The following is a 24,262-nucleotide window of genomic DNA, read 5'->3' as shown; positions in this document are numbered from 1 at the left end:
ATCATTTGCATTCCTTATAAAAACAAACACACCCCCCAGGCATTTGCCTATGTCATCAGATCAAGCACAGCGTTGCGCTGCTGACGTCTAGATCCGTTTAGAAGGAGTCACGGCTCACTCGTACGTCAGGCTCGTGCCTACACCATGTCATTTCACTTACCGTCTTGGACACAGCGATTCTGATGTATCGGCGGCGCGACTCACGTCATCGGCGTACACCGTCGAGTCGACGTGACACGGAGCACGTTCCGACCGACGATAAGAGACCATCGCATATCGCGCTGGCATGACAGGTCTGCGGCTACGCAGTCACTCAAGGCGATGCCATGACTTTCTCCCCTCTGACTCCCATGACGATGCAATCGATCCAGACATCGTTGGCTGCGCTATTGATCGCACACCCGCTCGATGCCGATGCGTTGATCGGTGCATTCGCCGGCGCCATACTGATTGTCACGGTATCACGTAGTCGATCCGTCGCGCGACGTGCCTGCCATGATTTCGTATCCCTGGTGGCCGGCTACTTCAGCGCTGCGGAGATCATCGCACAGACGCCACTGACAAACGCAGGCATCGCTGCGTTCCTTGGCGCATCTACCGCCGTTGCCGTAACCCTGCGATTACGGAAGCGTCTCGACGGCGACGTTTTTCCACCTATTGCCCGTGGTAAATGACGCTTTAAAACACATGTAGGGGGCGGATTGCGATGTAATGGGTTCATCGTTCGCTTCGCATAATGCTGCCGACATAATTATTGATAAGTCAATTTAAAGATGCTTCTCGTTGAATGCGTTTCGTTTCGTGCTTAAGCGATTAAATAGCGCTAGTTAATTTAAACGGGGGTGCAATCGGTACAAATCGTCATCAAGCGCTACGCGTGGACGCAGGCACAAGATTTCCCATAGTTTTTTTGAGATGCACGCCAGGTAATTTTTAACAACCCCGCTTGATCATGTTGTGTTTGCACCGCATCGGCATATTACAGGTGCATTTCATTCAAGTTATACAAACGTTTGCCGCTATCAAAAATAACCGGCTGAAGTGGCCTGAGATGGCAACTGTATCGCCAATTGTAAATGCGCCAACCGCACTGTACTGAACGATGTCCACGAAATCCCTCTTCCAGTTCGCGCCCACGTTTCAATGCCTGCTGGGCTGTCTGGTAGCCACGGCCTTGCTTGTCCTGACGTTCGATGCAGCGGCCCAGGTTCCCTCCGCCTCGGACAACGCCGGTCTGACCGGCACAGCGGGTACGGCCGACTTCGGCGGCAAGTTGTTGCTGACCGGCGGGGTATCCCAGATAGAAGGCTCCGCCGGCGGCGGACTGACGCCATGGGCCGTCATCGGCGGTTATGGTACCGGAAGCCAGGTTGGCGGCAACGCGCACGCGACCTACGTCCATACGCAGGATTTCGCTATCAATAGTTATGGCGCGGAAATCGGCATCGCCAACCGGGTCGAATTGTCGATGGCCCACCAGCAACTGAACACCCGTTCCGCGGGCGCGGCGCTGGGCCTGGGCGCTGGCTATCGCATCAATATGGATACGTTCGGCGTCAAGGTGCGCGTCCTGGGCGATGCGGTCCTGGACCAGGACACGTGGGTGCCACAGATCGCTGTCGGCATGCAGTTCAAGCACAACAACAACGGTGCACTGGTCAAGGCGCTGGGCGCCCGCAGCGATTCCGGCACCGACTTCTATGTCTCGGCGACCAAGCTGCTTCTCGCGCAAAGCCTGTTATTGAACGGCACATTACGTATGACGAAGGCCAATCAGTTCGGCATTCTGGGATTTGGCGGCGACAAATCCAATTCCTATAAAGCCGCTTTCGAAGCGTCCGCCGCCTATTTGCTGTCGAAATCCATTGCTGTGGGCGTGGAATACCGGATGAAGCCGAACAATTTGGGATTTGCGCGTGAGCAAGATGCCTACGATGCGTTTATTGCGTGGGCGCCAACCAAGTATTTCTCTCTGACATTTGCCTATGTCGACCTAGGCGATATTGCTACGTTTCGTCGCCAACGCGGCGTCTACGGCAGCGCCCAAGTAGGATTCTGACCATGCGCCGAGCCCCTGTTTCCGTTTCATCATCGCGTACGCACTCGCAACCGACACCACGCACCTTGCTCCTGATCGCGGCGACCACGTTTTTCGTCGCCACCGCGATGTTGTTCACTCACCCGGCAAAGGCAGCCGAAACGCTATACCAGCAGTTCGGTGGCGAAGCGAAGATGTCGAAGATCATCGATGATTTTTACGACAATCTGCTTGCGGACCCGCGCACGAAAGACTACTTCGAGGGCGTGTCGCTGACTCGCGTCAAAAAGCTCCTGGGTGAGCAATTCTGCATGTTGCTGGACGGTGGCTGCACCTATACCGGCCGGTCGATGAAGCAGACGCACGCAGGCGACGGCATCAACCGCGCAGCGTTCGACGCGACCATTGAAGACCTTCAGAAAGCGATGGACAAGCACGGTATTCCGTTCCGACTGCAAAACAAACTGCTCGCTAAACTGGCTCCGATGTACCGCGACATCCAGGATCGCGAGTAATTGTAAAGAATCCTCGCGCACGTCCGTTATCCGGAATGGGCGCGCTCAATCCTGGGCGAAACGCCCGGACGGACTGACCACTATGTGCCCGCTTCTTCGATCGCCGTTCCTGCTGACGTCATCGGCGCCGATGCATCGCGCCCTGCGTCATGTCGGCACCAGCTTGCTGACCACATCGCTGCTGCTCGTCGGCGCGATGGTGGGCATGCCGGCCATGGCGGCAACCGTATCGGTCAAGGTGGTAGACCAGAGCGGCGCCGCCGTTGATGATGCCGTGGTCTGGGCGATCCCGTCCGGCGACACGGTGCCGCCGACAACGTCGGGCACGGCCACCATCGACCAAGTCAAACGCAAATTCGTGCCGTTGATTTCGGTAGTGCAGACCGGCACGTCGGTCACTTTCCCGAACAAGGACGACTTCGAGCACGATGTGTACTCGTTCTCGGACGCGAAGAAGTTCGACCTGCATCTCTACCACGGATTGCATGCAAAACCTGTGGTGTTCGACAAGAGTGGCCTGGTGGTAATGGGCTGCAATATCCATGATCAGATGCTGGCCTATCTGATGGTGGTGGATACGCCGTATTTTGCGAAAACCGACAAAACCGGTAGCGCGCAATTGATGAAACTGCCGCAGGGCGCCTATACGCTGACAGTCTGGCACTACCAGATGACCGATCCGAATGGACGGGTCACGCAGCCGTTGACCGCCGGCGCGGCGAACACCACGAGCGCGGCCAGCATGCGCGTGGAATTGAAGCCGTCGTCGTGATGCGGCCCGCCCGGACCACCGGCGCAACGCCTGTCCCCGCCCCCGCCCGCCTGCCGGGGATGGCGCATGACGCGGACAGCGGCGCCGGGCTCGCGGCCGTCACGACGCCTAGCAGTGCAACGAGGCGCCTGCCATGTTGATTCGCATGCCATTCCATAGTCTTCGCGCCCGTATCGGGTTCACGATCGTATTGCTGATGCTGGCCGTACAGATTGCCGGTTTCCTGATCATCAGCTCGGTGATCCGGACGAACGCGTATGCCAATGCCAACGCGGAACTCGCGGTGGCCGAGCGTGTATTGCATGAAATCCTCGACGCCAACGGCGAACGACTGACGCAGGCCGCATCGGTCGTCTCGGATGACTTTGGCTTCCGCGCCGCCGTCGCGACACATGACGTCAGCACGATTGATTCGGCGCTAAAGAACCACGGCGACCGCATCCACGCAAAGCTCGCGATGCTGGCCGATACCAACGGCAAGCTGATCGCCGATACGGCCGGGCCGATTTTGCCCGGCGAGGTGTTTCCGTTTCCCGACATGATTCGGCAGGCCACCCGGGAAGGTTCGGCCCGCATGATCGGCATGCTCAATGGACAGCTTTACCAGATCGTGGCCGTGCCGGTAAAGGCGCCGTTGACGATCGGTTATATCGGCATGGGCTTCGCGATCGACACCACCACCGCGAAAGAAATGGCGGCACTGCTCTCGCTGGACGTCTCGTTCATGGCTCGCGACGGCAAAAAGAACTGGGAATCGCTTGCCTCGTCGCTCGACGAGCCGGGGGCGCAAGACGAACGGGGGCGCCGCTCCGACGCCACCCGGTGGGACGGCGGTGATCGCGACTATGTCAGCCGCCTAGTGCGCCTGAACGACACCGTTACAACCGCGCCGATGGCCGTGCTGCTGCAGCGTTCGCTGACGGATGCGCTACAGCCGTTCCGCCGTCTGCAAACCGCCCTGCTATTGATCACCGTCGTCGGCCTGGTGATGTCCGTACTCGGCAGCCTGTTGACGGCGAACAGCGTTACGAAGCCTATTGGCGCGCTGACGCGTTTCTCGCGCCGCGTGGGCCTCGGAGACTATTCAGAGCCGATCCAGATCCCGCATGACAGCGAGGTCGGCCAGTTGGCACAAGCTTTCAACACTATGCAGGAAGGTATTTCCGAACGCGAGCAGCGAATCACGGAACTGGCATACACGGACCGCCTTACGCGCCTGCCGAACCGCGCACGGTTTGCCGAGCGGCTAGATGACGCATTGCAGCCTGCACGCGCGATCGAACGCGCCCAGGCGCGGGCGGTGTCGGGCATCGCGCCGGAACACAGTGGCGAGGCGGCGGCGGAAGCATCCACTATCGAGGCGTTGCCCCCTTTCAGCCTCATGGTGATGGATCTGGATCGATTCAAGTACGTCAACGATACGTTGGGCCATCATATCGGCGACGAGTTGTTGCGCGAAGCAGCCGATCGTCTGCGCGGCGCGCTCGCGCCCTACACCAACATGGTCGCCCGGCTGGGTGGCGACGAATTCGCGATCCTTCTGCCCGACACCGATAGCGACGCCGCGATCCGCGTGGCCGACCTTACCTTGAAAACACTCGAGCAGCCGATTTACATCGAGCATCAGTTCGTCGACGTGGGTGCCAGCATTGGCATTGCCACCTTTCCGAAAGACGGCACCGACGCCAGTGTGCTGCTGCGCCGCGCGGATATCGCGATGTATGTCGCGAAACGCGGCAACCTGGGTCGCATGGCCTTCGATGACAAATACGATAAGAACCGTGCGGATCGTCTCTCGTTGATGAGCGAGTTGCGTCAGGCCGTGGAACAGAACGAGCTGATGCTGTTTTATCAACCAAAGGTCGATCTGGCCACGTCCGAGGTGAAGTACGTCGAGGCCTTGGTACGATGGGAGCATCCGGTTCGCGGCTTCGTACCGCCAGACCAGTTCATTCCGTTTGCCGAACAAACGGGTTACATCAAGGCAATCACCAACTGGGTCATCGATCGTGCGGTGGCGCAATGCGCGGAATGGCTGTCGCGCGACGTCGAATTGGCCATCTCCGTCAACGTGTCCGCGCGCGACTTGATCCATAGCGCGTTGCCGGCCAAGATGGCCACGGTACTCGCGAAGTACAAGGTTCCGCCCCACCTGGTATGGCTGGAAATCACCGAAAGCGCGATCATCGACGATCCCGCGCACGCGATTGCCACGTTGGACAAGTTGTATGCGCTGGGCATTCGCCTGTCGATTGACGACTTTGGCACCGGGTATTCGTCGCTCGCATATCTGAAACGCATGCCGGTGCATGAGCTGAAGATCGATCGCACTTTCGTGATGGGGATGGCCGAGCATGTGAGCGACAAAACCATCGTGCGCTCGACCATCGACCTTGGCCATAACATGGGATTGAAGGTGGTGGCAGAAGGCGTCGAAAACGTCGAGGTGATGAACCAGTTGCGTGAGTTGAATTGCGACTTGGCTCAGGGCTATCATCTGAGTCGCCCCCTGCCTCCAGAACGGCTGGAAGTCTGGCTGGCGGAATGGGATGCGAAGCTGAAAGCGGAGGCAGTCGTGGCCGCCGCAGTCCAGGCCGCCAGCAATGCGACGTCGACGCAGCACGTCGCATCCGCGCACGCCATCGCGCATCGGGGCGCCGGCAATGCCGCCATGGCTGGCGTGCCCCGACCAGACGTCGATAAGACCTGAACGGTCACCCGCGGGCAGGATCAGGGGCAGCGTACTTCGTTCGTCGGGCGCCAACGCAGAATTGGCGCTATCGATAGCAGAATTCGTCGTTGGATTTGCCAGGCAAGAGCAGCTAGGATCGGCGGTCAAAATGACCATTCCGATCCTCACGCATCAGACACGCTCCCGCCAGATGAAACGACACGCCAAAGCCGATCCCAAGACGGTGCCCTCCCTTTCAGCGGACCCGCAGCGCCGCGCGTTAACGTCGTTTTTGCTGGCATCGTGTGCAGCCTTCGCGTTGCCCATGGAAAAAGCGTTCGCGCAGACCGCGTCGCACACGTTCCGCATTGGCTACCAGAAGGCAGCCAGCACGCTGGTCTTGCTTCGTGCCAACGGCAATCTCGAAAAAGCGCTCGCTCCCGCCGGCGTTACCGTCAAGTGGGTGGAATTTCCCGCGGGACCGCAGCTGCTCGAAGGATTGAATGTCGGCGCGATCGACTTCGGCTACGTGGGCGAAGCCCCTCCCGTTTTCGCTCAGGCCGCCGGTGCCGATTTCGTCTATACCGCATATGAAGTGCCCACGCCTCAGGCCGAAGGTATCCTGGTGGCAAAAGACGCGGCAATTACCAATGTTGCGCAGTTGAAAGGCCGCAAAATCGCGTTCAACAAGGGATCAGACGTCCATTGGTTCATCGTCGCACTACTGCAAAAACACGGGCTGACATATCGCGACATCCAGCCGGTGTACCTCGCACCCGCGGATGCACGAGCGGCATTGACTTCGGGTTCCGTGGACGCATGGGCCATCTGGGACCCGTTTCTCGCCGCGGCGGAACAGCAAAGTGGGGCGCGCTTGCTGGTTGATGGTCGAGGCGTTGTCAGCCATCACCAGTTCTTCCTGACCGCACGGCCTTATGCAAAGGCCCACGACGACATCGTCAAGCTGACGCTGAATCAATTATCCGCTGCGGGCCAGCAGATATTGGCCGATACGCGCGCCGCGGCGCTAGCCTTGTCACCGCTGCAAGGATTACCGCCGGAGATCATCGAGGCGGGGCTGAAACACTATGCTCATGTCTACAAGCCGATCGATGCGCCCGTGCTGGTGGAACAGCAACGTATCGCCGACGCCTTTTATGCGCTCAAACTGATCCCGCGTCCGATCCGGGTGCGCGACGCCACGCTGGTGAACGTCTGATGGCGGAAACCGAGCTATCGCGCCGCCTCGGGCCACTACACGCAGGCCAGCGTCCCAATGCCGATAAAGGCATTGACGGCGCGCACGCAGGCAAGGTTCACGTCGGGGAAAAATCGTCCCGGTTGTCTTCGCGACCTTACGGTCGGCGTCTCGTTCATGCGATGTATCGAACGGCGCCGTGGCTCGTTCCCCTGCTTTTACTGGCGTTATGGGAGCTCGCTTCGCGTAGCGGACATCTGTCCTCACGGGTGCTTCCGGAACCGCTCGCGGTCGTGCGCGCGGCGTTGGCATTATCTCGGTCGGGCGAGCTATGGACCGACCTGGAAGCCAGTACCGTGCGGGCCCTGTCAGGCCTCGCGATCGGTGGTATTTTGGGACTCGCGTTTGGCCTCGCGAATGGCCTCTCGCGCCTGTCTGAATTGCTGACCGATACCACGCTGCAGATGGTGCGCAATATCCCGCCTTTGGCGATGATTCCACTGGTGATCCTGTGGTTCGGCATCGATGAAAGCGCCAAGCTGTTCCTGGTCGCCATCGGCGTATTCTTCCCGATCTACATCAATACCTTCCATGGCATACGCACCGTGGATCGGGCATTGATCGAGATGGCGAAAAGCTATGACTTGCAAGGTTGGCCACTGATTCGCGATGTCATTCTCCCTGGCGCATTACCGTCCATTCTCGTTGGCGTGCGGTTCGCGCTGGGCTTGATGTGGGTGATGCTGATCGTCGCGGAAACCGTATCCGCGCAATCCGGTATCGGCTATATGACGATGAACGCACGGGAATTCCTCCAGACCGATATCGTCCTGGTTGGTATTCTGTTGTACGCCATCCTTGGCAAGCTCGCGGACCTGTTTGCAAAAGCGTTGGAACACTGGCTCTTGAAGTGGCACCCCGAACACCAGAAACGTGGGGTGAAACGATGAGCGTCACCTTGGCTGGGAGCCAACCGGTCACCGACGTCGACGCGGCATCCGCCGCCGTGGATATCAGACGCCTGTCGAAGCATTACGGTGAACAGCATGTGTTGCGACATATCGACTTGCAGGTGCGAGAAGGCGAATTCGTCGCGATCGTCGGCCGCAGCGGTTGTGGCAAGAGCACCTTGCTGAGGACCATCGCGGGCCTCGACGAACCTGACTCCGGCTATCTGTCCGTTGATCGCGCCAGCCTGCGCTTGATGTTTCAGGATGCGCGTCTACTGCCATGGAAAAACGCGCTGGACAATGTCGCGATCGGATTAGGCAAGGATGGCGCCGACAAGGCACGATCCGCCCTGCGAGCGGTCGGCCTGTCGGATCGCGCAGCGGAGTGGCCGGCGGTGCTTTCCGGCGGGCAAAGACAACGCGTGGCATTGGCGCGCGCGTTGGTCCGTCGACCGCGCGTGCTGTTGTTGGACGAGCCGCTTGGCGCGCTCGACGCGTTGACGCGCATCGAAATGCATTCGTTGATCGAGACGCTGTGGCAATCTCAGAAATTCACCGCACTGCTCGTCACGCATGACGTGCAGGAGGCCGTTGCATTGGCGGATCGCGTCATCATGATCGAAGCCGGGCAGATCGTGATGGATCAGCGGGTGGACCTCCCTCGGCCGCGTCAACGGGGCGATGAAACTTTTGCACGTATCGAGGCTGCAGTGCTGCGTCGCGTGCTGGCACGGTAGGGTATCGCGCCGCCGTGTCCCGGCACATATACGTTCATCACGCAGTCTCGCAACATCGATTGGTGGCGGCCCCTGCCTTAGCAGCAAGAGTCATCACGCGATTTACGGCCTACTTGACGCAATGACGACGATGGCGATTCACCGAACGTGCGCTTGTACTCCATCGCAAATCGGCCCAGGTGAGAAAACCCCCATTTCAATGCAACATCGGTGACCGATCGCGGCTCGCCATGCTTGCCACGCAGTTCGTCACGGACTTGCTGGAGACGCGCCTGGCGCACCCAGACCATCGGGCTGACGCCATGGCGATTCCTGAATCCGGCAAACAACGTGCTGGCGCTGACGCCGGAAAACTCAGCAAGCTGCTCGATCGTCAGCGGCTCATGCAAATGCGCCCGAATATATTCCTCGACACGTTTGACGTAAAACGGCGCCAACGGCCGGTGGGACGCACGTATGCCGTCCCGCGCATTATTGGCCTGCCCATAGATCAGTGCATTGAGAATCGTCGATTCGAATTGTTCGTAGGCCAACGGATTCCGTAACGGATGCGCGGGATCGCCAAGCGCATCCGCCAGCAGGCGTAGTAACGGCAACAAGCATAGCGCGGACGGCGAGGTCATCTCGAACGACGGATCGAACTCCACGACGCGACGTCCCTCGCCGCCGAAATGGCTGGCGCAGTGCCGCTCGAGCGCATCGCGCTCGATGCGCAGCACGACTTGCGGACAATGCCGCCATCGCATCCGCAACGGCAGCGTGGGCGAAACGAAAGACGCGACATGCGGCGATGAGTCGAAATATTTATCGCCGCATTCGATCACCGCACCGCCCTGCAGGGGCATTTGCAACAGGAAGAAACTGCCGAGTCGTTCTGGATCGATCGTTACATCGGCGCCGTAATCGAGCAGGTTCAGTGTCAGATTGCCGTATTGCGCACGATGCATCCGGCTAACGAAGCGCTCGGAGCACCCTGCAAACGCGAGCTTGTGCGGCTTGAATACGGCGCCCACGCGCTCGCGCACTTCGTCAAAATCGCCTGACTCCAACAGCAGGCTGCTTTCATTGAAGCAAGCCGCACCGGCCAGCGAGGGGACGACGGAAAAAGGCGTCATCGAAGTTCTCCAGGACCATCCATTTTGCACCTGCCCTGTGCGCGATACCCCAATCCCGTGCAGCCATCCCGAGAAAGTGGATAGCCGCGTGGAGGATTCGGATAGTGGCATCGCTTCCGTGCTCTATAAAAGCCGAAAACGCAAGAACCAGGCCATCACGCAATCGATTTGCACTCTAAGCCACCGGTATTCGAGCGGCCACCCTCCTTTACCCGTACCCGCTTCTTTTTCGTTATTTCCGTACGCTTGGCGGCCTTACACCACAACTCGCGCTCGTATCGCCTTTGTCGTTTTCCGGAGTCCGTGGATATCCGCCGGATAAAGCGGATAGAACCGTTTATTTAGGCATCGAACACTAGTCTCGACATCAAACGAGAGTAGAAACCGCCATGAAAGGAAGATACATCGATATTCCCGCACGAAACGGCGGCACATTTCGCGCGTATCTGGCATGCCCGGCGCAAGGCAAGGGTCCGGGGATCGTGCTGTGCCATGAGATTTTCGGCGTCAACGCCACGATGCGGGAGTTGGCGGACTACTATGCGGAGGAAGGCTACACCGTCCTCGTTCCCGACTTGTTCTGGCGCGCGGAACCCGGCATCGAACTGGGTTACACGGAGGCGGATTTCGCGCGCGCGCTCGATCTCTATAGCCACTACGACGAAGACCTCGGCGTCGCGGATATCGACGCCGCGCTCACCGTGCTCCGCGCCCTGCCGGAATGCGTCGGTGAGACTGGCGTATTGGGATTCTGCCTTGGCGGCAAACTCGCTTATCTGTGCGCATGCCGTCTCCCGGTTGCGTGCGCGGTCAGTTACTACGGCGTCGGCATCGAAAACGCGCTGGTGGAAGCCGCGGACATCAAGGGGCGCCTTGTACTGAATATCCCCGAACGAGACAGCTTCTGCCCGCCCGAGGCACAGGCGCGTATTGCCACCGCGCTAGCGGGCAAGAAAAACATCGAAGTGTATGTCTATCCGCGCGTGGATCACGGCTTTGCCCGTAAAGGTGGCAACCATTTCAACAAGCCCGCCTCGATGATGGCGCATGAGCGCGCGATTGCCGCATTCCGTAAAACGATGGGGCCGCACTATGATCTTTCAGCACTGTGGGAAGCACACCTGCTACATGAATTCGCCACGCGTGATGTCGATGCCACCATGGCAACGATGGTCAGCGAGCCGTATGTGAACCATATTCCAACGCTGACTGGTGGTGTTGGCCATACGGAACTCGCACGTTTCTATCGCCATCATTTCGTCCATGCCAATCCGCCCGATACCGAGATGACGCCGATCTCGCGCACGATTGGTGCGACACAAATAGTGGACGAAATGATATTCCGCTTCACGCACACGACCGAGATCGACTGGATGCTGCCTGGCATTGCCCCTACGGGCAAGCGTGTCGAGATCGCGCTGCTCGCGATCGTCAAGTTTCGTGGCGACAAGCTCTATCACGAGCATATCTATTGGGATCAGGCCAGCGTGCTGGTGCAGATCGGGCTACTCGACCCGAACGGCCTCCCGACCACCGGTGTGGATACCGCGCGCAAATTGCTAGATGAAACCGTGCCGTCGAATAGATTGATGCAGCGCTGGCGGCACAGCGAACCGGCAAACGATGCACGACGCTGATCTTCACATCCTGGAGCACATCATGACGCATTCACTTGCAGGAAAGGTCGCCATCGTTACCGGTGGTGCCACACTGATCGGCGCAGCCGTCGCAAAAGACCTGGCGATGGCCGGCGCGAAAATAGCGGTTCTCGATATCGACGCCAACAATGGTGCGTTGCTTGGCGAAGCACTTGGCGTCGACGACGTCTTTATCGAGACGGACATCACGGACGATCGCGCCGTTGCCGATGCCGTGGAGGAAACAGTCAGGCGTTTCGGTGGCATCGACATCATCGTCAATCTGGCCTGCAGTTATAACGATGACGGCTTTCGGGCCACGCGCAAGGATTGGCTTTCCGCGTTCGACGTGAATGTCATTTCGGCGGTCATGCTGGTCAAAGCGGCACATCCACATATGCTCAAGCGCGGCGGTGGCGCCGTTGTCAACTTCAGCTCGATATCGGCAGGGTGCGCGCAAACGGGCCGGTGGCTCTATCCAACCTCGAAAGCCGCCATCAAAGCACTCACTCGCAGCATGGCAATGGATCTTGCACCGGACGGCATCCGTGTCAATTCGGTCTCGCCGGGCTGGACCTGGTCCCGCGTGATGGATCAGTTGACGCACGGTGATCGCGCCAAAACCAATCGCGTGGCAGCGCCCTACCATTTGCTCGGTCGCGTGGGCGACCCTGCTGAAGTCGCGCATGTCGTGACGTTTCTCTGTTCAGACGCGGCGAGCTTCGTCACCGGTGCCGACTACGCCGTGGATGGTGGTTATTCCACCATGGGCCCGGAGCAAGCCGTTGCGGCCATCCCGAAATTAGCCGAATAGCCCGCGTAAGTCGGGGGTCCCCATCAATCGTTTCAGATCGAGTTCACTATTATGAGAAAAATCGCCATCGTTGGTGCCGGACAGGCCGGACTGCAGCTCGCGCTTGCATTGCTCGACCACGGGTACGAGATCACGCTTGCGACCAATCGCACGGCGGAGGAAATCCGCACGGGCAAGATCATGTCGAGTCAGTGCATGTTCGACTCGGCACTGCAAATCGAGCGCGACCTCAATTTGAATTGGTGGGGCGATTCCTGCCCCACGATCGACGGGATCGGGTTCACCGTACCGCATCCGGAAAACTTCGGTGCCACGTTGATTAACTGGGCCTCCCCGCTGTCGAAGCCTGCGCAGTCGGTGGATCAACGCGTCAAGATGTCGGGATGGCTGGAAGCGGTGGCGCAACGCGGTGCCGACGTGCGGATCTGCGACGTGGGTATCCCGGAAATGGAGCAGCTCGCACACACCCACGATATGGTATTGCTCGCCGCCGGCAAAGGCGAGATCGTCAACCGGCTGGGCCGCAACGCCGAGCGTAGTCCGTTCGACAAACCGCAGCGAGCGCTGGCGCTGACGTATGTGACCGGGATGACACCAACCACACCGTATTCGCGCGTGCGCTTCAATCTGATTCCGGGGGTTGGTGAGTACTTCGTCTTTCCCGCGCTAACGACCACCGGACCGTGCGAAATCATGGTGTTCGAAGGTATCCCAGGTGGCCCGATGGACTGCTGGGCGGACGTGAAGTCGCCGGAGCACCATCTCGAAACCAGCTTGGCCATCCTTCGCCGTTTCCTGCCATGGGAAGCCGAACGTTGTGCGAATGTTGCCTTGTCCGACCACAACGGCGTACTGGCCGGACGCTTCGCGCCGACCGTCCGCAATCCCTGCCTCACATTGCCATCAGGCAAGACCGTACTGGGTCTCGGCGACGCAGTAGTCGTCAACGACCCGATTACCGGCCAAGGGGCGAACAACGCGGCTAAATGCGCCAAGGTCTACCTGGCCGCCATCGTCGAACGGGCCGACGCGGCGTTCGACGAGCACTGGATGCAACAGACTTTCGACCGCTACTGGTCATACGCGAAATCGGTCGTCGATTGGACCAACTCGCTTCTGACGCCGGCGCCGCCGCACATTCTTACCTTGCTCCAGAGCGCCGCCAAGGCACCCATGCTTGCATCGCGCATTGCCAACGGCTTCGACGATCCTCGCACATTCGCACCATGGTGGTTTGACGCGCGGGCCTGCTCGGCAATGCTCAGAGAGTACGCCGCCTGAACGAACCGACAGAACTAGGAGAACAGCATGTCCCGTCCTTCCGATACCACTTCGCGGGCCAGCCCGACACCTGCGGCCGTGCCGTCGAACGACATCGCGACCGCGATGCGTGCGCTACGCAATGCATTCGGTCAGTATCCCACCGGCATTACTGTCATCACCGCAACGGCGCAGGACGGACGAAAGATCGGCTTGACCGCGAATTCCTTCGCCTCGCTCTCACTCGATCCACCACTGGTGCTGTGGAGTCTGGGCAAAACATCGCCCAGCCGCGACGACTTTGCTGGTGCCGGATATTTCGCCATCAACGTGCTGACACAAGCGCAAATCGCCTTATCACGCCAGTTCTCCCAACCCTCTCCGGACAAGTACGCCGGGGTGGAATATCGGGAAAGCATGGGTGGCACGATGGTACTGAACGACTGCAGTGCCTGCTTTATCTGTCGCAACGTCACGCAATACGACGGCGGAGATCATCTTATCTTCATTGGCCAAGTCGAGCATTTCGAAGCGAAAGGCCATGCTCCACTCGTTTTTCATTTGGGTCAATACCGCATCGTCGCCAATCATCCGAATGTTCTATAAGTCTTTAATTATGTAATACTTATTATAATAGGTGATGCAATGAAACGCCTTTTTCCCCGCACGCTTTTGTCCTGCTCCGTCCTGTTCAACTTGCTCTGCTCAGCGACCGTTCTGGCCAGCGACCTTCCCACCGTCAACCTTGGCTTCACCAGCTTTCTTGACGGAGCACCGCCCGCCGGGCCCGGATGGTACGGCACGCAATATCTGGAGTACTACACCGCGTCTCGCGTCAACGATAATGCGGGAAATAAAGTGGGGTTGCCGAAGCAGAACATCGATATCTTCGCGGGCTTGACGCAATTGGTGTATCTGTCGCGCTTCAAATTCGCCGGTGCACAACCCGGTATCGATGTACTGCTGCCATGGGTCGCATCGGCGCACACCGACGATGGTCTCGGCAACGTCGCGTTGAACAGCCGCCCCGGCTTTGGTGACCTGCTCTTTGGGCCCTTTATTCAATTCAATCCGGTGATGGGCGCAAACGGACCCCGTTTTGTTCAGCGTTTCGAGTTCCAGATCATTGCGCCTACCGGAGCCTATGATCCAAGCAAGGCAGTCAATCCCGGTAGCGGCTTCTGGTCGCTGGATCCTTACTGGGCCGCCACCCTCTGGTTGACCCCTAAGTGGAGCATTTCATGGCGGCTGCACTATCTGTGGAACGCGAAAAACAACCGCCCGTTGCAAAGCCTGGGCAACGATGTGGATACATCGCAGGCCGGGCAGGCATTACACGCAAACTTCGCCACCGAGTATGCGGTCATGCCTAACTTGCGAATCGGGCTCAATGGCTATTGGCTAAGGCAGATTACGGATTTGAAGGTGAACGGCCAGAACGTATCTGGACAACGTGAGGCTGTCTGGGCAATCGGCCCAGGCGTTATGTACAGCTTCTCCAAACATGATCACGTTATGTTCAATGCGTATTTCGAAGCGAATGCACGCAACCGCCCGGAAGGTAGCCGGGTGGTACTTCGCTACGCGCACCACTTTCAGTGAAGCGCCGCTAATAAGGGATAGTCGTACGGCTCGATTGCGTTTGCTCGGCACATCAGCATCAGACTGTAAGCATCGCACCGGACGTGGCACCGGCCGCCATATCGCTGAACGACCGGGCCTGCTGCACTGTGCAGAAGGGACCGATGTCGCGCTTACATTGAAAATGGGGCCCGCCATGAGTTCGAAACGGTGACGTTTATTGCCGCCATGCCCCGTGTTCAACCTCAACGTCACGCTCCGCTGCTGCCAACGCTTTTGTCAAATTCTCGGCATCAAGACGGATGCAATAGGCCGGCTTCGCGCGTTCAAAGCGCCAACTGTCCTTCAGGCTACCGGCATCAACGCAATCGAATCCCATCTGATCAAGAAGATCTGCGACTGTTGCTTTCGCGCCGATATCGTCGCCGGCAATCGGGAGGGCGCGCCTGTCGGATGCGCCAGCAGGTCTGCCGTCTTCTTCCAGATCCTTCGCGAGAATGGCATTGAATGTCTTCACGACCTTGGCACTCGCGAAATGCTTTGCCGTCATTTCGCTAGTAGTCGTTTCATGTCGGTCAAGCGGAGCAATATTGCCGTCGCGGTCCGGGTAGTAATTGTTCGCATCCATCAAAATTTTTCCCGCAAGTAGCTGTGGTGCAATCGATGTGTATGCACTGAACGGGATGGCAAGCAGCACGATGTTACCAAAGGATGCGGCCTCTTCCACCGTGCCAACCTGGCAGCCGATACCACTCGGGATGCTACTCAATGACTTTGGCCCACGCGAGTTACTGACCATCACGTCATGTCCCGCCGCCAGGCTCAATTTTGCAACAGCGCGTCCAATGAATCCGGCGCCAATAATGCCTATTTTCATATGTGTATCTCTCTCTAGAGTGCGAGCCTGCAGGCAGGTTCAAACTGATTCCGCATATGCAGGTCGTGGCCATGAGCCTTTTCGCCTACGCAACTCATGGTAGATTGACTGCCATATGAAGATAAATAGAGATGTAGTTGTTACATTCGCCATTGGGAGCGTCGAATGCTCGACCGACTGACCAGCATGGCCGTTTTCGTCAAGGCGTCTGACACCGGCTCGTTCGCAGCGGCAGCAAGCGCCCTGCGTCTTTCACCGCAAATGGTTGCCAAGCACGTCAGTACATTGGAAGACCGCCTTGGGGCAAAGCTTCTAAACCGAACGACAAGAAGGCAAAGCCTTACCGAAATAGGCGCAATGTACTATGAGAAGTGCCAACTCATATTGGCCGAAGCCGAGGAGGCTGACTCCTTAGCCGCCGTTCAGAAAGGAACGCCGCGCGGCCGTCTCCGTGTCACCGCACCGGTAACCTTTGGCGCCCACAGTATTGCGCCACTGGTGGCCGCCTATTTGCAAATGCACCCGGAAGTGACCGTGGAATTAGAGCTCACGGACCGTCTGGTCGACATCGTAGAGGATGGCGTCGAGATGGCGTTCCGTATCGGCGCGGCGCCGCCTCCCGGGCTTATCGCGCGACCGTTGGCACCCTATCAACTGATTGTTTGTGCTTCGTCCGCGTATTTGGAAAAACACGGGGTGCCGCGCACGCCATCAGACCTCGAACAACACGAGTGCCTCGGATATTCATTTCATTCCCGTTCCGTGGAAAATCTATGGCGCTTCAGGAAAGACGGTATTTCCCATACAGTCAATGTGCGAAGCAGAATGTTCGTTAATGATGGCGTGTCCCTATTGAACGCTGCCCGAAAAGGCTTCGGTATCGTCATGGGCGGCAGGGATCTCATCCATGAATCGATGTCTAGAGGTGAGGTGACGCAAATATTGCCCGACTATGAAGCACCGCTTCGCCCAATACATCTGTTATTTTCCCCCGACAAACGGCAAACACCAAAGCTTCGCTCTTTCATTGACACGGCGATGCGTACGCTCGGTTAGAGCGCTGATGGAAAGCCGCTCCATCGTAGATCCCGTTATTCGAACAGGTGACAAAAAGGCATCACAAGTCGGTTGCTCATGGGTATTGGCGTGAATGCCTGCACTGGCCAAAAAGGCATCCTCGACAGACGGCCGGATTTCGGCCAGGATGGTCGTTCCCAAAGGTTTATAGCGTGTGCGCTGACAGTATTGTTACTGCCGTTCGCCGAACTTTCGGATCGGATCAGCTTCGCGCCAAATGAAGGCGGATTGAAACAGACAAGCCACTATAGATTCGCTCAACACCCGGATGTCTTGATTAAACGTCTTGGCTAGCGCCGTTTTCTGATTTGTGTTGAGCGTAGGGGGTGCCGATCATCGCAGCCGTCACACCCATCGCGCCTTTTTCGACAACAGCTAAAAACGTATTTTTTGCCATCTCCACGTCTTCGCTGCGCCGATATGCAGCATGCGCTTGAGTGAAGGCGACGCTCCAGGTTGTTAATAACAGATGAGCAGCGAGCTGGGCGTCAGGATCGTCGGACGGTCGATCAACCACGAGCGCCAGTGACTCACTTAAAGCGCGAGCCACTTCATCTCGTATCGCCCGCGCCCGCGCCTTCAGTGCTTCGCTAGCCGCAACCGTCTCGACGAAGCGCCGGCTCCCCTCAAAAAAACGGATATAGGGTGCGTCGTTCTCAATCAACCTATACGCCAATAGTCGCAATGCCTCGATGGGCGCTAAGCCCGATTTACAAGTTCGCACCGCGTCCAGGATAACATCGCGAGCCTCTTCTTCCTGATCAAAGAACATGTCCTCTTTACGGGCGAAGTGGTTAAACACAGTCATGCGCCCCACGTCGGCGGCCTCCGCAATGTCGTCCACAGTAACGTTGTCAAAGCCACGCTCGAAGAATAGCTTTGTCGCCGCGTCCGAAATGTTCTGACGCATGGCCAATCGCTTGCGAGTTCTTCTATCTAGCTGATCTTCCATGCCCGTTCGATGCTGTCCTTGTGGTGGAGCAAGTATATCATTTGGCTTGCGTATAAATATATACTCAGTATAGTACTGGATTGGGTATACAATTTAATTGTCACGAGAATCCGATATGACGCCTCCGGAAAATGCGATAAATCAGCCGAGAACCACTGCACGGGCCCGCGTGCTTGTCTCAGGCGCAAGTTTCGCCGGGCTTGCAAGCGCTTTTTGGATGAGCAGGTTGGGCTATGACGTCACGGTGGTCGAGATCGCCAAGCAACTGAGAAAAGGCGGGACGCCTGTAGACCTGGAAGGAGAGGCCATCGACGTCCTTACGCGCATGGGCATCATCGACAACGTTCGCGCTAAAGCCCTTCCTCCCCGCACGTTGCAATTTAAGAATGCTGACGACACCGAGGTCGGCAAAATGCTTGCGCAACCGGCTTCGCATGACGCGAAGTACGAAATCCATCGCGACGACCTGCTGGAGATTCTGTTAGAAAGCGTCGCGCATCAAGTCGAGATCTTGTTCGGACGATCGATTGCGCAGATCACCGAGGGACCCAATGGCGTGGCGGTAAGGTTCGGCGATGGGGCTTATGGCGACTATGCGCTGCTGTTAGGTTGCGATGGAAACCGCTCCAATACGCGGCGGCTTGCATTCGGCCAGACAAATGATTTCTCGCATTTCATGGGCGGCTACTTTGCCATCAAGGTTGTCCCCACGACGGATTTACTTCCCGCGAACGTATCGCAAATTTTCAGCGTGCCTGGACAAACGGCGATCCTGAATGGCTATGATGATCGAACCGATATTGCACTTGCCTTTCGAAGCGACGAAGAAATCGAGTACGACCATCGTAATCGCGCTCAACAGCGCGGCATGCTTCACGACCATTTCGACGGGCTCGGTTGGAAAGTATCTGACATACTGGAACATCTGGACGCCGACGATGACTTCTATTTTGACAAGATAAACCAGATCAGGATGCCGCTCTGGTCTAAAGGGCGTGTTGTGCTAGTGGGCGACGCAGGATATTGCGTCTCACCAGTAGCCGGCATGGGAGGCTCTTTGGCGATCGTCGGCGCGGCCCGACTTGGGGATGCCCTACGCAATCATGGAAAAGACCACGTGGCCGCATTTCATGAATACCACGACAAGCTGCACGGCTTTGTGGACGAGATCCAGGAAAAAGCTGTCAATTTTGGTATGGCGATCATGTTCCCCTCTGACGAGGCAGAGATAGCCGAGCGTAACCGTGCAATTGGTTCCGGAGTAATCGATTTGTAAACGACTACTTGAATGGCTGCACAAGGTCGTAATGCGGCTGTTACGTAAAAACGTTGCCGAGATCCGCAGAATGATCGCTTGCTTGCTGTTTTTGGTCCCTACGTCCATGCCCCCGCAATAGACGACAAGGCCAAAACCTGGTTTTGCAGGCATCAGTCCTCAGCAAGCCAAGCCGCCAAAGCCCCCGCCGCTCGTGGCCCTACTTCTCAAAAAGTACCCCATGTACAACATTACTTCTCGAAACGAGCGCTCGTTGCTAGCCTTGCTCGCCATCACGCAGTTCACCGTCATCATGGACTTCATGGTGATGATGCCGCTTGGCACCCAGATCATGCGCACCTTCGGCATTAGCCCAACCGGCTTCGCCACAGCTGTCTCGGTGTACTCCTGGTGTTCGGGTTTATCCGGCCTGTTCGCGGCAACCTATATAGACCGCTTCGATCGACGCAAACTGCTGCTCTTCATTTACGCGCTTTTCGCGCTGTCGAATTTGGCCTGTGCGATGTCGCCAAGTTTCTCCGTACTGCTGTTGGCGCGAGCGTTCGCCGGTGTTACGGGCGGCGTGTTAGGTTCGGTCGTCATGGCCATCGTGGGTGATGTGATTCCGCCTGCGCGTCGCGGTACAGCCATGGGAACGATCATGATGGCGTTTTCTCTGGCAAGCGTTGCGGGTGTACCGGCGGGCGTATTATTGGGCGCCCACTTCGGTTGGGCTGCGCCGTTTTTCCTGCTCACAGTACTTTCTGTATTGGCCTGCGTAGGGGGGGCACGGATCGTCCCTGTGCTGAACGCGCACCTGAATCAGGTTCAACCAACGTTGTCGCAGGTGTTACCTGCGCTATGGCATATCTTTGCGAATCCGCGCCATCTCGTGGCCTTCGTCTTGACGTTTTTCTCGATGGCGTCGCAAATGGTGGTCATCCCCTTCATCGCGCCAGTGTTGGTGGCCAATCATGGTATTGCGCCCGCTATGCTTTCCTGGATTTATATGGTGGGCGGGGCCGCAACTTTCTTTACATCGCGCCTGATTGGCAAACTCGTCGATACGTGTGGCAGCCAGCGCGTATTCCGCATCATGGCCATGCTTGCGCTGATTCCCGTTTTTGGCATGACCCATTTGCCAAACTTATCGTTCGCTTTTTTATTAGCGTTTTTTTCATTCTTCATGGTGATCATGTCTGGACGGATGACCCCGTTGCAGGCACTGATGACCAAGGTGCCGGACCCGATGCATAGGGGTGCCTTTCTGAGTGTAAATAGTGCTATTCAGGCTTTGGGCGTGGGGTGCGGTGCCTGGTTAGGCGGCCTGTTTCTGTCGACGAATGCCAGCGGCGCCATCGAAGGCTATCAACATAACGGCTGGGTGGCGATGGTCGGGCTTGTCTTTGCTGTGTTCTGGATACGCCGGGTCAAAACGACGGAGGTGGGCGGGATGTCCGCCGCGCCCTCCCCTGGAACGCCGGCGTGAAACGCGCTGTCCGCAGTCGCTCTCGTGCTTATATTAAAACGCATTCAAGCGACAAACTAACAGCTCTCAACAGGGTGGTGACATGCGGAATAATCGACTCCGCCAGCCAAGGCGCTACAACTTGCACCACTATCAGATGCTGCTCAAGGCTCAAACAAAAGGGCAATGTCTTCCGGCTCCGAGCTGCAAGCGTTTGGCATCAGCATACATGCTATCAGCAAGCATTATTCAATTCCGCATTGCACATTTTTGATACAGCCCGCCTTGCGTTCCATCGATATCAAAGCGACGGATGCAGGTCACGCACGGGGCTGACCGCTTCAAGTAGCGATGCGACGTGCAGGATGGTGGATTCGGCCTGCCACGCCCCCACAACTTGCACATTGATTGGCATTCCTTCTTTGCTTGTCCCGAATCGCATTGCCAAACCGGGCAAGCCCGTCACGTTGAGCGGAACCGTTGCGCCTTGAAGGTAAGTGGCATCAACAGTCTGGCCGTCGATGACAAAGCGGTCCACGCCATGTTTATGCGCTGGAATGGGCAGTACATGAGTGATGAGCGCGTCGTACCGCGTGAAATAGTCTGCAAACCCGTCACGCAAGCGCTCTGCCGCTTGTTCAGCCTCGATATAGTCCGCCATCGATGTCTCCTGCAATGAGAGCATGGTCTTCGCCATTTTATACAGCTCGTCGTCACCCCGACCAGCAGTGGCTGCCGCAAACGCAGGCTTCATCTCCATGACGTGGAGCTTGTTGAACACATCGAGAGCGAAATCGCGTTCGAGCGCCGGAATACCGACCGGCTCGACAAAAACGCCTTGTCCCCTCAGCGCTTCGGCTGCGGCTTTTACGGTCGCGGCGACCTCGGCATCAACCGGGCCGAATCCCGGTCCGACCATCCAGCCGACTCGCAGCGGACGCACAGGGGGATGGTCTATTCCTGCATCTAATCGAACCATACTGCTGGAAAAAGCATCCTTGCCGTCCGGACCGCGCAATAGCGAATAAGCGAGCGCGATATCACGCACCGATCGGGCCATCGGCCCCACATGCCAGAAGCGGCGCGGTGCACGCGGCCAGATGCCAGTCATCGGCACGCTCCCATGCGTGGCCTTCATGGATGTGATGCCAGTCTGCGCGGCCGGGCCACGCACCGAGATAGCGAGGTCCGTGCCCAAGCCCAGCGGCGACATACCCGCCGCAATTGCCGCCGATTCCCCACCGCTGGAACCGCCGGGTGTCCGGGATAGATCCCAAGGATTGTTGGATCGGCCGGAGAGCAGATTGTCGCTCTCGATCCAATAAGAAAACTCGGGAAGATTTGTTTTTGCCAACAGAATACCGCCGGCTTGCTTCATCCGAGCCACACTTGTGGCATCGACATCCGGGCGGCGGCCGTTGAAGATCGGGGAGCCACGCTGGGTCAATACCCCTGCTGTATCAATTGAATCTTTCACGCTGAACTGCACACCGTGCAACGGCCCCAATGGCCTCCCCTCCAGAACGGCCGCTTCCGCGGCTTTCGCGTGACGTAGTGCGTCGTCCGCAATCGTCACGATCGCATTGACTTTTGGATCAACCGCCTCGATCCGGTCCAGATGCGCCTGCACCACGTCAACGGGCGAAACTTCCTTTGTGCGAATGAGCTCAGCCAGCGCGCTGGCATCTTTGAAAAATAAGTCGGTCTTCATCAGGAAACCTCCAAAGGATAGAAAGATAAATGACGAAACATCAAGCTACCTAACGTTCGTTAGGCAAACTTTAGGCGTTATACTTCTTCTCGTCAATCCTTTTTCACGACGGCGGCATATGAAGAACCCGGTGCATGCAAGCGCGACATCGCGCGAAAAAATTCTTGCTGCGGCTACTAAAATTGCGCAAGCGCACGGCTATGGCGGACTCAATATGCGGGTCCTGGCCGAAGATCTTGGTATCAAAGCGGCGAGCCTTTACTACCACTTTCCAAGCAAGGCGGACCTTGCCGCGAACGTCGCTAAGCGGTATTGGGAAGAATCGGCAGCATGGTTGGAGGCGTTGTCATTGGGGACAGCAACTCCCCGGGAATGTCTGCATCGATACCCGGAGACGTTCCGTAAATCGCTGGAGTGCGATAACCGCATTTGTCTTTGCAGTTTCATGACCGCCGAGTACGACGATCTCCCCGAAGCGGTGAAGGTCGAAGTCCTTGCCTTTACCGAAGTGAATGTCGCCTGGCTGAAAAACACCCTTATCCAGGGAGAAATGGTGGATGTGGCGGACGCGGAAAACCGCGCTAGGGCGATTTTCGCGGCGGTCTCCGGCGCACAATTGATGGCGCGCGGCCGAGCGGATATCGCGCTTTTCGACGCATTGCTAAACAGCTATCGCACAGCAGGACTTATCCCTGAATAACAGACGCACTTAGGTTTCAGCGATAAGAAGGTGCGGGCTGGAAGGGGGTTGTATTTTTCGTGTTCAAGGCAGGTTGCAAATCACTCGGACAGCCGAACGCAACGATTCGCGTAGAAGATAGCGGATTGGTTCACGACCGCTGCCCCGTGTTTGGGCTTCGCATCGTCGCGCGCAGTCGATGCGAAAATGCGAGAATCGCCTGGAATAGGATTCGGCTACCCGTCACTCGCTCATTTACCACTTGCTAGCCAACAAATGACAACGACAGAACACACTGTTGCGCCGGTCAGCCTTTTCCCGGTCGAAAGACTAGCCTCGTTCGCTGATGGCAATGCAGGAGGCAATCCCCTGGTGTATTGATTCGCGAGGCGCTACCAGATGCTGACACCATGTAGGCAATTGCAGCAGAGGTAGGCTATTCCAAAAAGGCATTCGCGATGCCACTCACCGGTGCCTGGCGGGTACAGTCACCCTGCGCAGGGGGATTACCGTTAGAGACTAATGCCCGGGGCAGGTCAGTCGTTTCGAGACAGGGTAAGAGCGCTTTAAAAGGACGGTTTCGGTTTTTTCTCTAACGGCGTTGAGTGGCTCGCTGCGCGAGTCATGCGCGGCTCCGTTGGCCGTTATGCCTTGTGGGAGTTCTCGGAAAAGTAGTCAATCACAAAGTCACGACCTCGAGTCGCATAGACGAAATATACGAGCTGAGTTTTCTCCGGATGCAACTCTAACTGACACCACGCGATACGAGCTTTACGATCAGCCAGTAACGACCGAGACGCCGCTTCGCTTTCACAATGGCAGATGACGTCATCCGCATAGCATTCAACCGTCTATCAAATTTCAAGCTGTCAGCCAGAGCAGGCATAGCGCAACTCGTTAAGAATCGTGATGGAGCATCAAAGACGGCTAAGTCGGTTAGCCGTTCTGTTGCCCT

Annotated in this window: 21 protein-coding genes; 17 read left to right on the top strand and 4 right to left on the bottom strand. The window is 57.6% G+C overall.

Annotated elements, in window-relative coordinates; all coding sequences use genetic code 11:
- The first annotated feature begins 326 nt into the window (after positions 1–326).
- From SJQ66_RS14730 to SJQ66_RS14695, 8 genes are all read left to right on the top strand, one after another.
- Positions 327–674, top strand: a complete 348-nt coding sequence (locus SJQ66_RS14730; RefSeq protein WP_320534946.1) for a putative holin — start codon at positions 327–329, stop codon at positions 672–674.
- A gap of 428 nt (positions 675–1,102) precedes the next feature.
- Complete coding sequence (locus SJQ66_RS14725) at positions 1,103–2,059, top strand: DUF3034 family protein (RefSeq protein WP_253463671.1); 957 nt, start codon at positions 1,103–1,105, stop codon at positions 2,057–2,059.
- Between the two features lie 2 nt (positions 2,060–2,061).
- Positions 2,062–2,553 (top strand): group I truncated hemoglobin, encoded by a 492-nt coding sequence (locus SJQ66_RS14720; RefSeq protein ID WP_236693388.1) that lies wholly within the window; start codon positions 2,062–2,064, stop codon positions 2,551–2,553.
- 82 nt (positions 2,554–2,635) lie between these two features.
- On the top strand, positions 2,636–3,325 hold the full coding sequence (locus tag SJQ66_RS14715; RefSeq protein ID WP_024905928.1) for a methylamine utilization protein: 690 nt from the start codon (positions 2,636–2,638) through the stop codon (positions 3,323–3,325).
- 133 nt (positions 3,326–3,458) lie between these two features.
- Entirely contained in the window at positions 3,459–6,035 is a 2,577-nt protein-coding gene (locus SJQ66_RS14710; protein WP_320534945.1) for a bifunctional diguanylate cyclase/phosphodiesterase, read from the top strand.
- Positions 6,036–6,207: 172 nt separating this feature from the next.
- Positions 6,208–7,215, top strand: a complete 1,008-nt coding sequence (locus SJQ66_RS14705) for a sulfonate ABC transporter substrate-binding protein (protein ID WP_046152348.1) — start codon at positions 6,208–6,210, stop codon at positions 7,213–7,215.
- A gap of 161 nt (positions 7,216–7,376) precedes the next feature.
- Positions 7,377–8,144 carry an aliphatic sulfonate ABC transporter permease SsuC gene (gene ssuC / locus SJQ66_RS14700; RefSeq protein ID WP_320535328.1) on the top strand — a complete coding sequence of 256 codons (768 nt, stop codon included), beginning with the start codon at positions 7,377–7,379 and terminating at the stop codon, positions 8,142–8,144.
- Positions 8,141–8,881, top strand: coding sequence for an ATP-binding cassette domain-containing protein (locus SJQ66_RS14695; protein WP_051504705.1), 741 nt, complete (start codon positions 8,141–8,143; stop codon positions 8,879–8,881). Before ssuC ends, SJQ66_RS14695 begins: the two co-directional genes overlap by 4 nt.
- 77 nt (positions 8,882–8,958) lie before the next feature.
- Here SJQ66_RS14695 and SJQ66_RS14690 read toward each other — a convergent pair whose 3' ends face one another.
- The gene (locus SJQ66_RS14690; RefSeq protein ID WP_320534944.1) at positions 8,959–9,996 is read right to left on the bottom strand and encodes an AraC family transcriptional regulator; all 1,038 of its coding nucleotides are present in this window, start codon (positions 9,994–9,996) and stop codon (positions 8,959–8,961) included.
- Between the two features lie 389 nt (positions 9,997–10,385).
- On the opposite strand from SJQ66_RS14690, the gene SJQ66_RS14685 reads away from it, so the two are divergent.
- From SJQ66_RS14685 to SJQ66_RS14665, 5 genes are all read left to right on the top strand, one after another.
- Entirely contained in the window at positions 10,386–11,633 is a 1,248-nt protein-coding gene (locus SJQ66_RS14685; protein ID WP_320534943.1) for a dienelactone hydrolase family protein, read from the top strand.
- 22 nt (positions 11,634–11,655) lie between these two features.
- Complete coding sequence (locus SJQ66_RS14680; protein WP_024905934.1) at positions 11,656–12,447, top strand: SDR family oxidoreductase; 792 nt, start codon at positions 11,656–11,658, stop codon at positions 12,445–12,447.
- Between the two features lie 51 nt (positions 12,448–12,498).
- Complete coding sequence (locus SJQ66_RS14675; protein WP_036013241.1) at positions 12,499–13,728, top strand: styrene monooxygenase/indole monooxygenase family protein; 1,230 nt, start codon at positions 12,499–12,501, stop codon at positions 13,726–13,728.
- Positions 13,729–13,833: 105 nt separating this feature from the next.
- Positions 13,834–14,313 carry a flavin reductase family protein gene (locus tag SJQ66_RS14670; protein ID WP_046152351.1) on the top strand — a complete coding sequence of 160 codons (480 nt, stop codon included), beginning with the start codon at positions 13,834–13,836 and terminating at the stop codon, positions 14,311–14,313.
- Positions 14,314–14,352: 39 nt separating this feature from the next.
- Entirely contained in the window at positions 14,353–15,309 is a 957-nt protein-coding gene (locus SJQ66_RS14665) for a SphA family protein (protein ID WP_320534942.1), read from the top strand.
- Between the two features lie 196 nt (positions 15,310–15,505).
- Here SJQ66_RS14665 and SJQ66_RS14660 read toward each other — a convergent pair whose 3' ends face one another.
- Entirely contained in the window at positions 15,506–16,165 is a 660-nt protein-coding gene (locus tag SJQ66_RS14660; protein ID WP_024905937.1) for an NADPH-dependent F420 reductase, read from the bottom strand.
- A gap of 165 nt (positions 16,166–16,330) precedes the next feature.
- On the opposite strand from SJQ66_RS14660, the gene SJQ66_RS14655 reads away from it, so the two are divergent.
- Complete coding sequence (locus SJQ66_RS14655; protein WP_046152291.1) at positions 16,331–17,221, top strand: LysR substrate-binding domain-containing protein; 891 nt, start codon at positions 16,331–16,333, stop codon at positions 17,219–17,221.
- Positions 17,222–17,519: 298 nt separating this feature from the next.
- Here SJQ66_RS14655 and SJQ66_RS14650 read toward each other — a convergent pair whose 3' ends face one another.
- Positions 17,520–18,194, bottom strand: coding sequence for a TetR/AcrR family transcriptional regulator (locus tag SJQ66_RS14650; protein WP_320534941.1), 675 nt, complete (start codon positions 18,192–18,194; stop codon positions 17,520–17,522).
- Positions 18,195–18,309: 115 nt separating this feature from the next.
- On the opposite strand from SJQ66_RS14650, the gene SJQ66_RS14645 reads away from it, so the two are divergent.
- Positions 18,310–19,470 carry an FAD-dependent monooxygenase gene (locus tag SJQ66_RS14645; protein ID WP_320534940.1) on the top strand — a complete coding sequence of 387 codons (1,161 nt, stop codon included), beginning with the start codon at positions 18,310–18,312 and terminating at the stop codon, positions 19,468–19,470.
- Positions 19,471–19,690: 220 nt separating this feature from the next.
- Entirely contained in the window at positions 19,691–20,938 is a 1,248-nt protein-coding gene (locus SJQ66_RS14640) for an MFS transporter (RefSeq protein WP_036013247.1), read from the top strand.
- A 280-nt stretch (positions 20,939–21,218) separates the two neighbouring features.
- Here SJQ66_RS14640 and SJQ66_RS14635 read toward each other — a convergent pair whose 3' ends face one another.
- Positions 21,219–22,628 (bottom strand): amidase, encoded by a 1,410-nt coding sequence (locus SJQ66_RS14635; protein WP_320534939.1) that lies wholly within the window; start codon positions 22,626–22,628, stop codon positions 21,219–21,221.
- A 118-nt stretch (positions 22,629–22,746) separates the two neighbouring features.
- Between SJQ66_RS14635 and SJQ66_RS14630 the strand changes: the two genes are divergently transcribed.
- On the top strand, positions 22,747–23,328 hold the full coding sequence (locus SJQ66_RS14630) for a TetR/AcrR family transcriptional regulator (RefSeq protein ID WP_024905942.1): 582 nt from the start codon (positions 22,747–22,749) through the stop codon (positions 23,326–23,328).
- Positions 23,329–24,262: the final 934 nt, after the last annotated feature.

It is taken from the genome of Robbsia andropogonis, assembly GCF_034047095.1.
GTDB lineage: Bacteria > Pseudomonadota > Gammaproteobacteria > Burkholderiales > Burkholderiaceae > Robbsia > Robbsia andropogonis.
The sequence above is the reverse complement of the archived record's forward strand: the minus strand, read 5'-3'. Positions and strand labels throughout refer to the sequence as shown.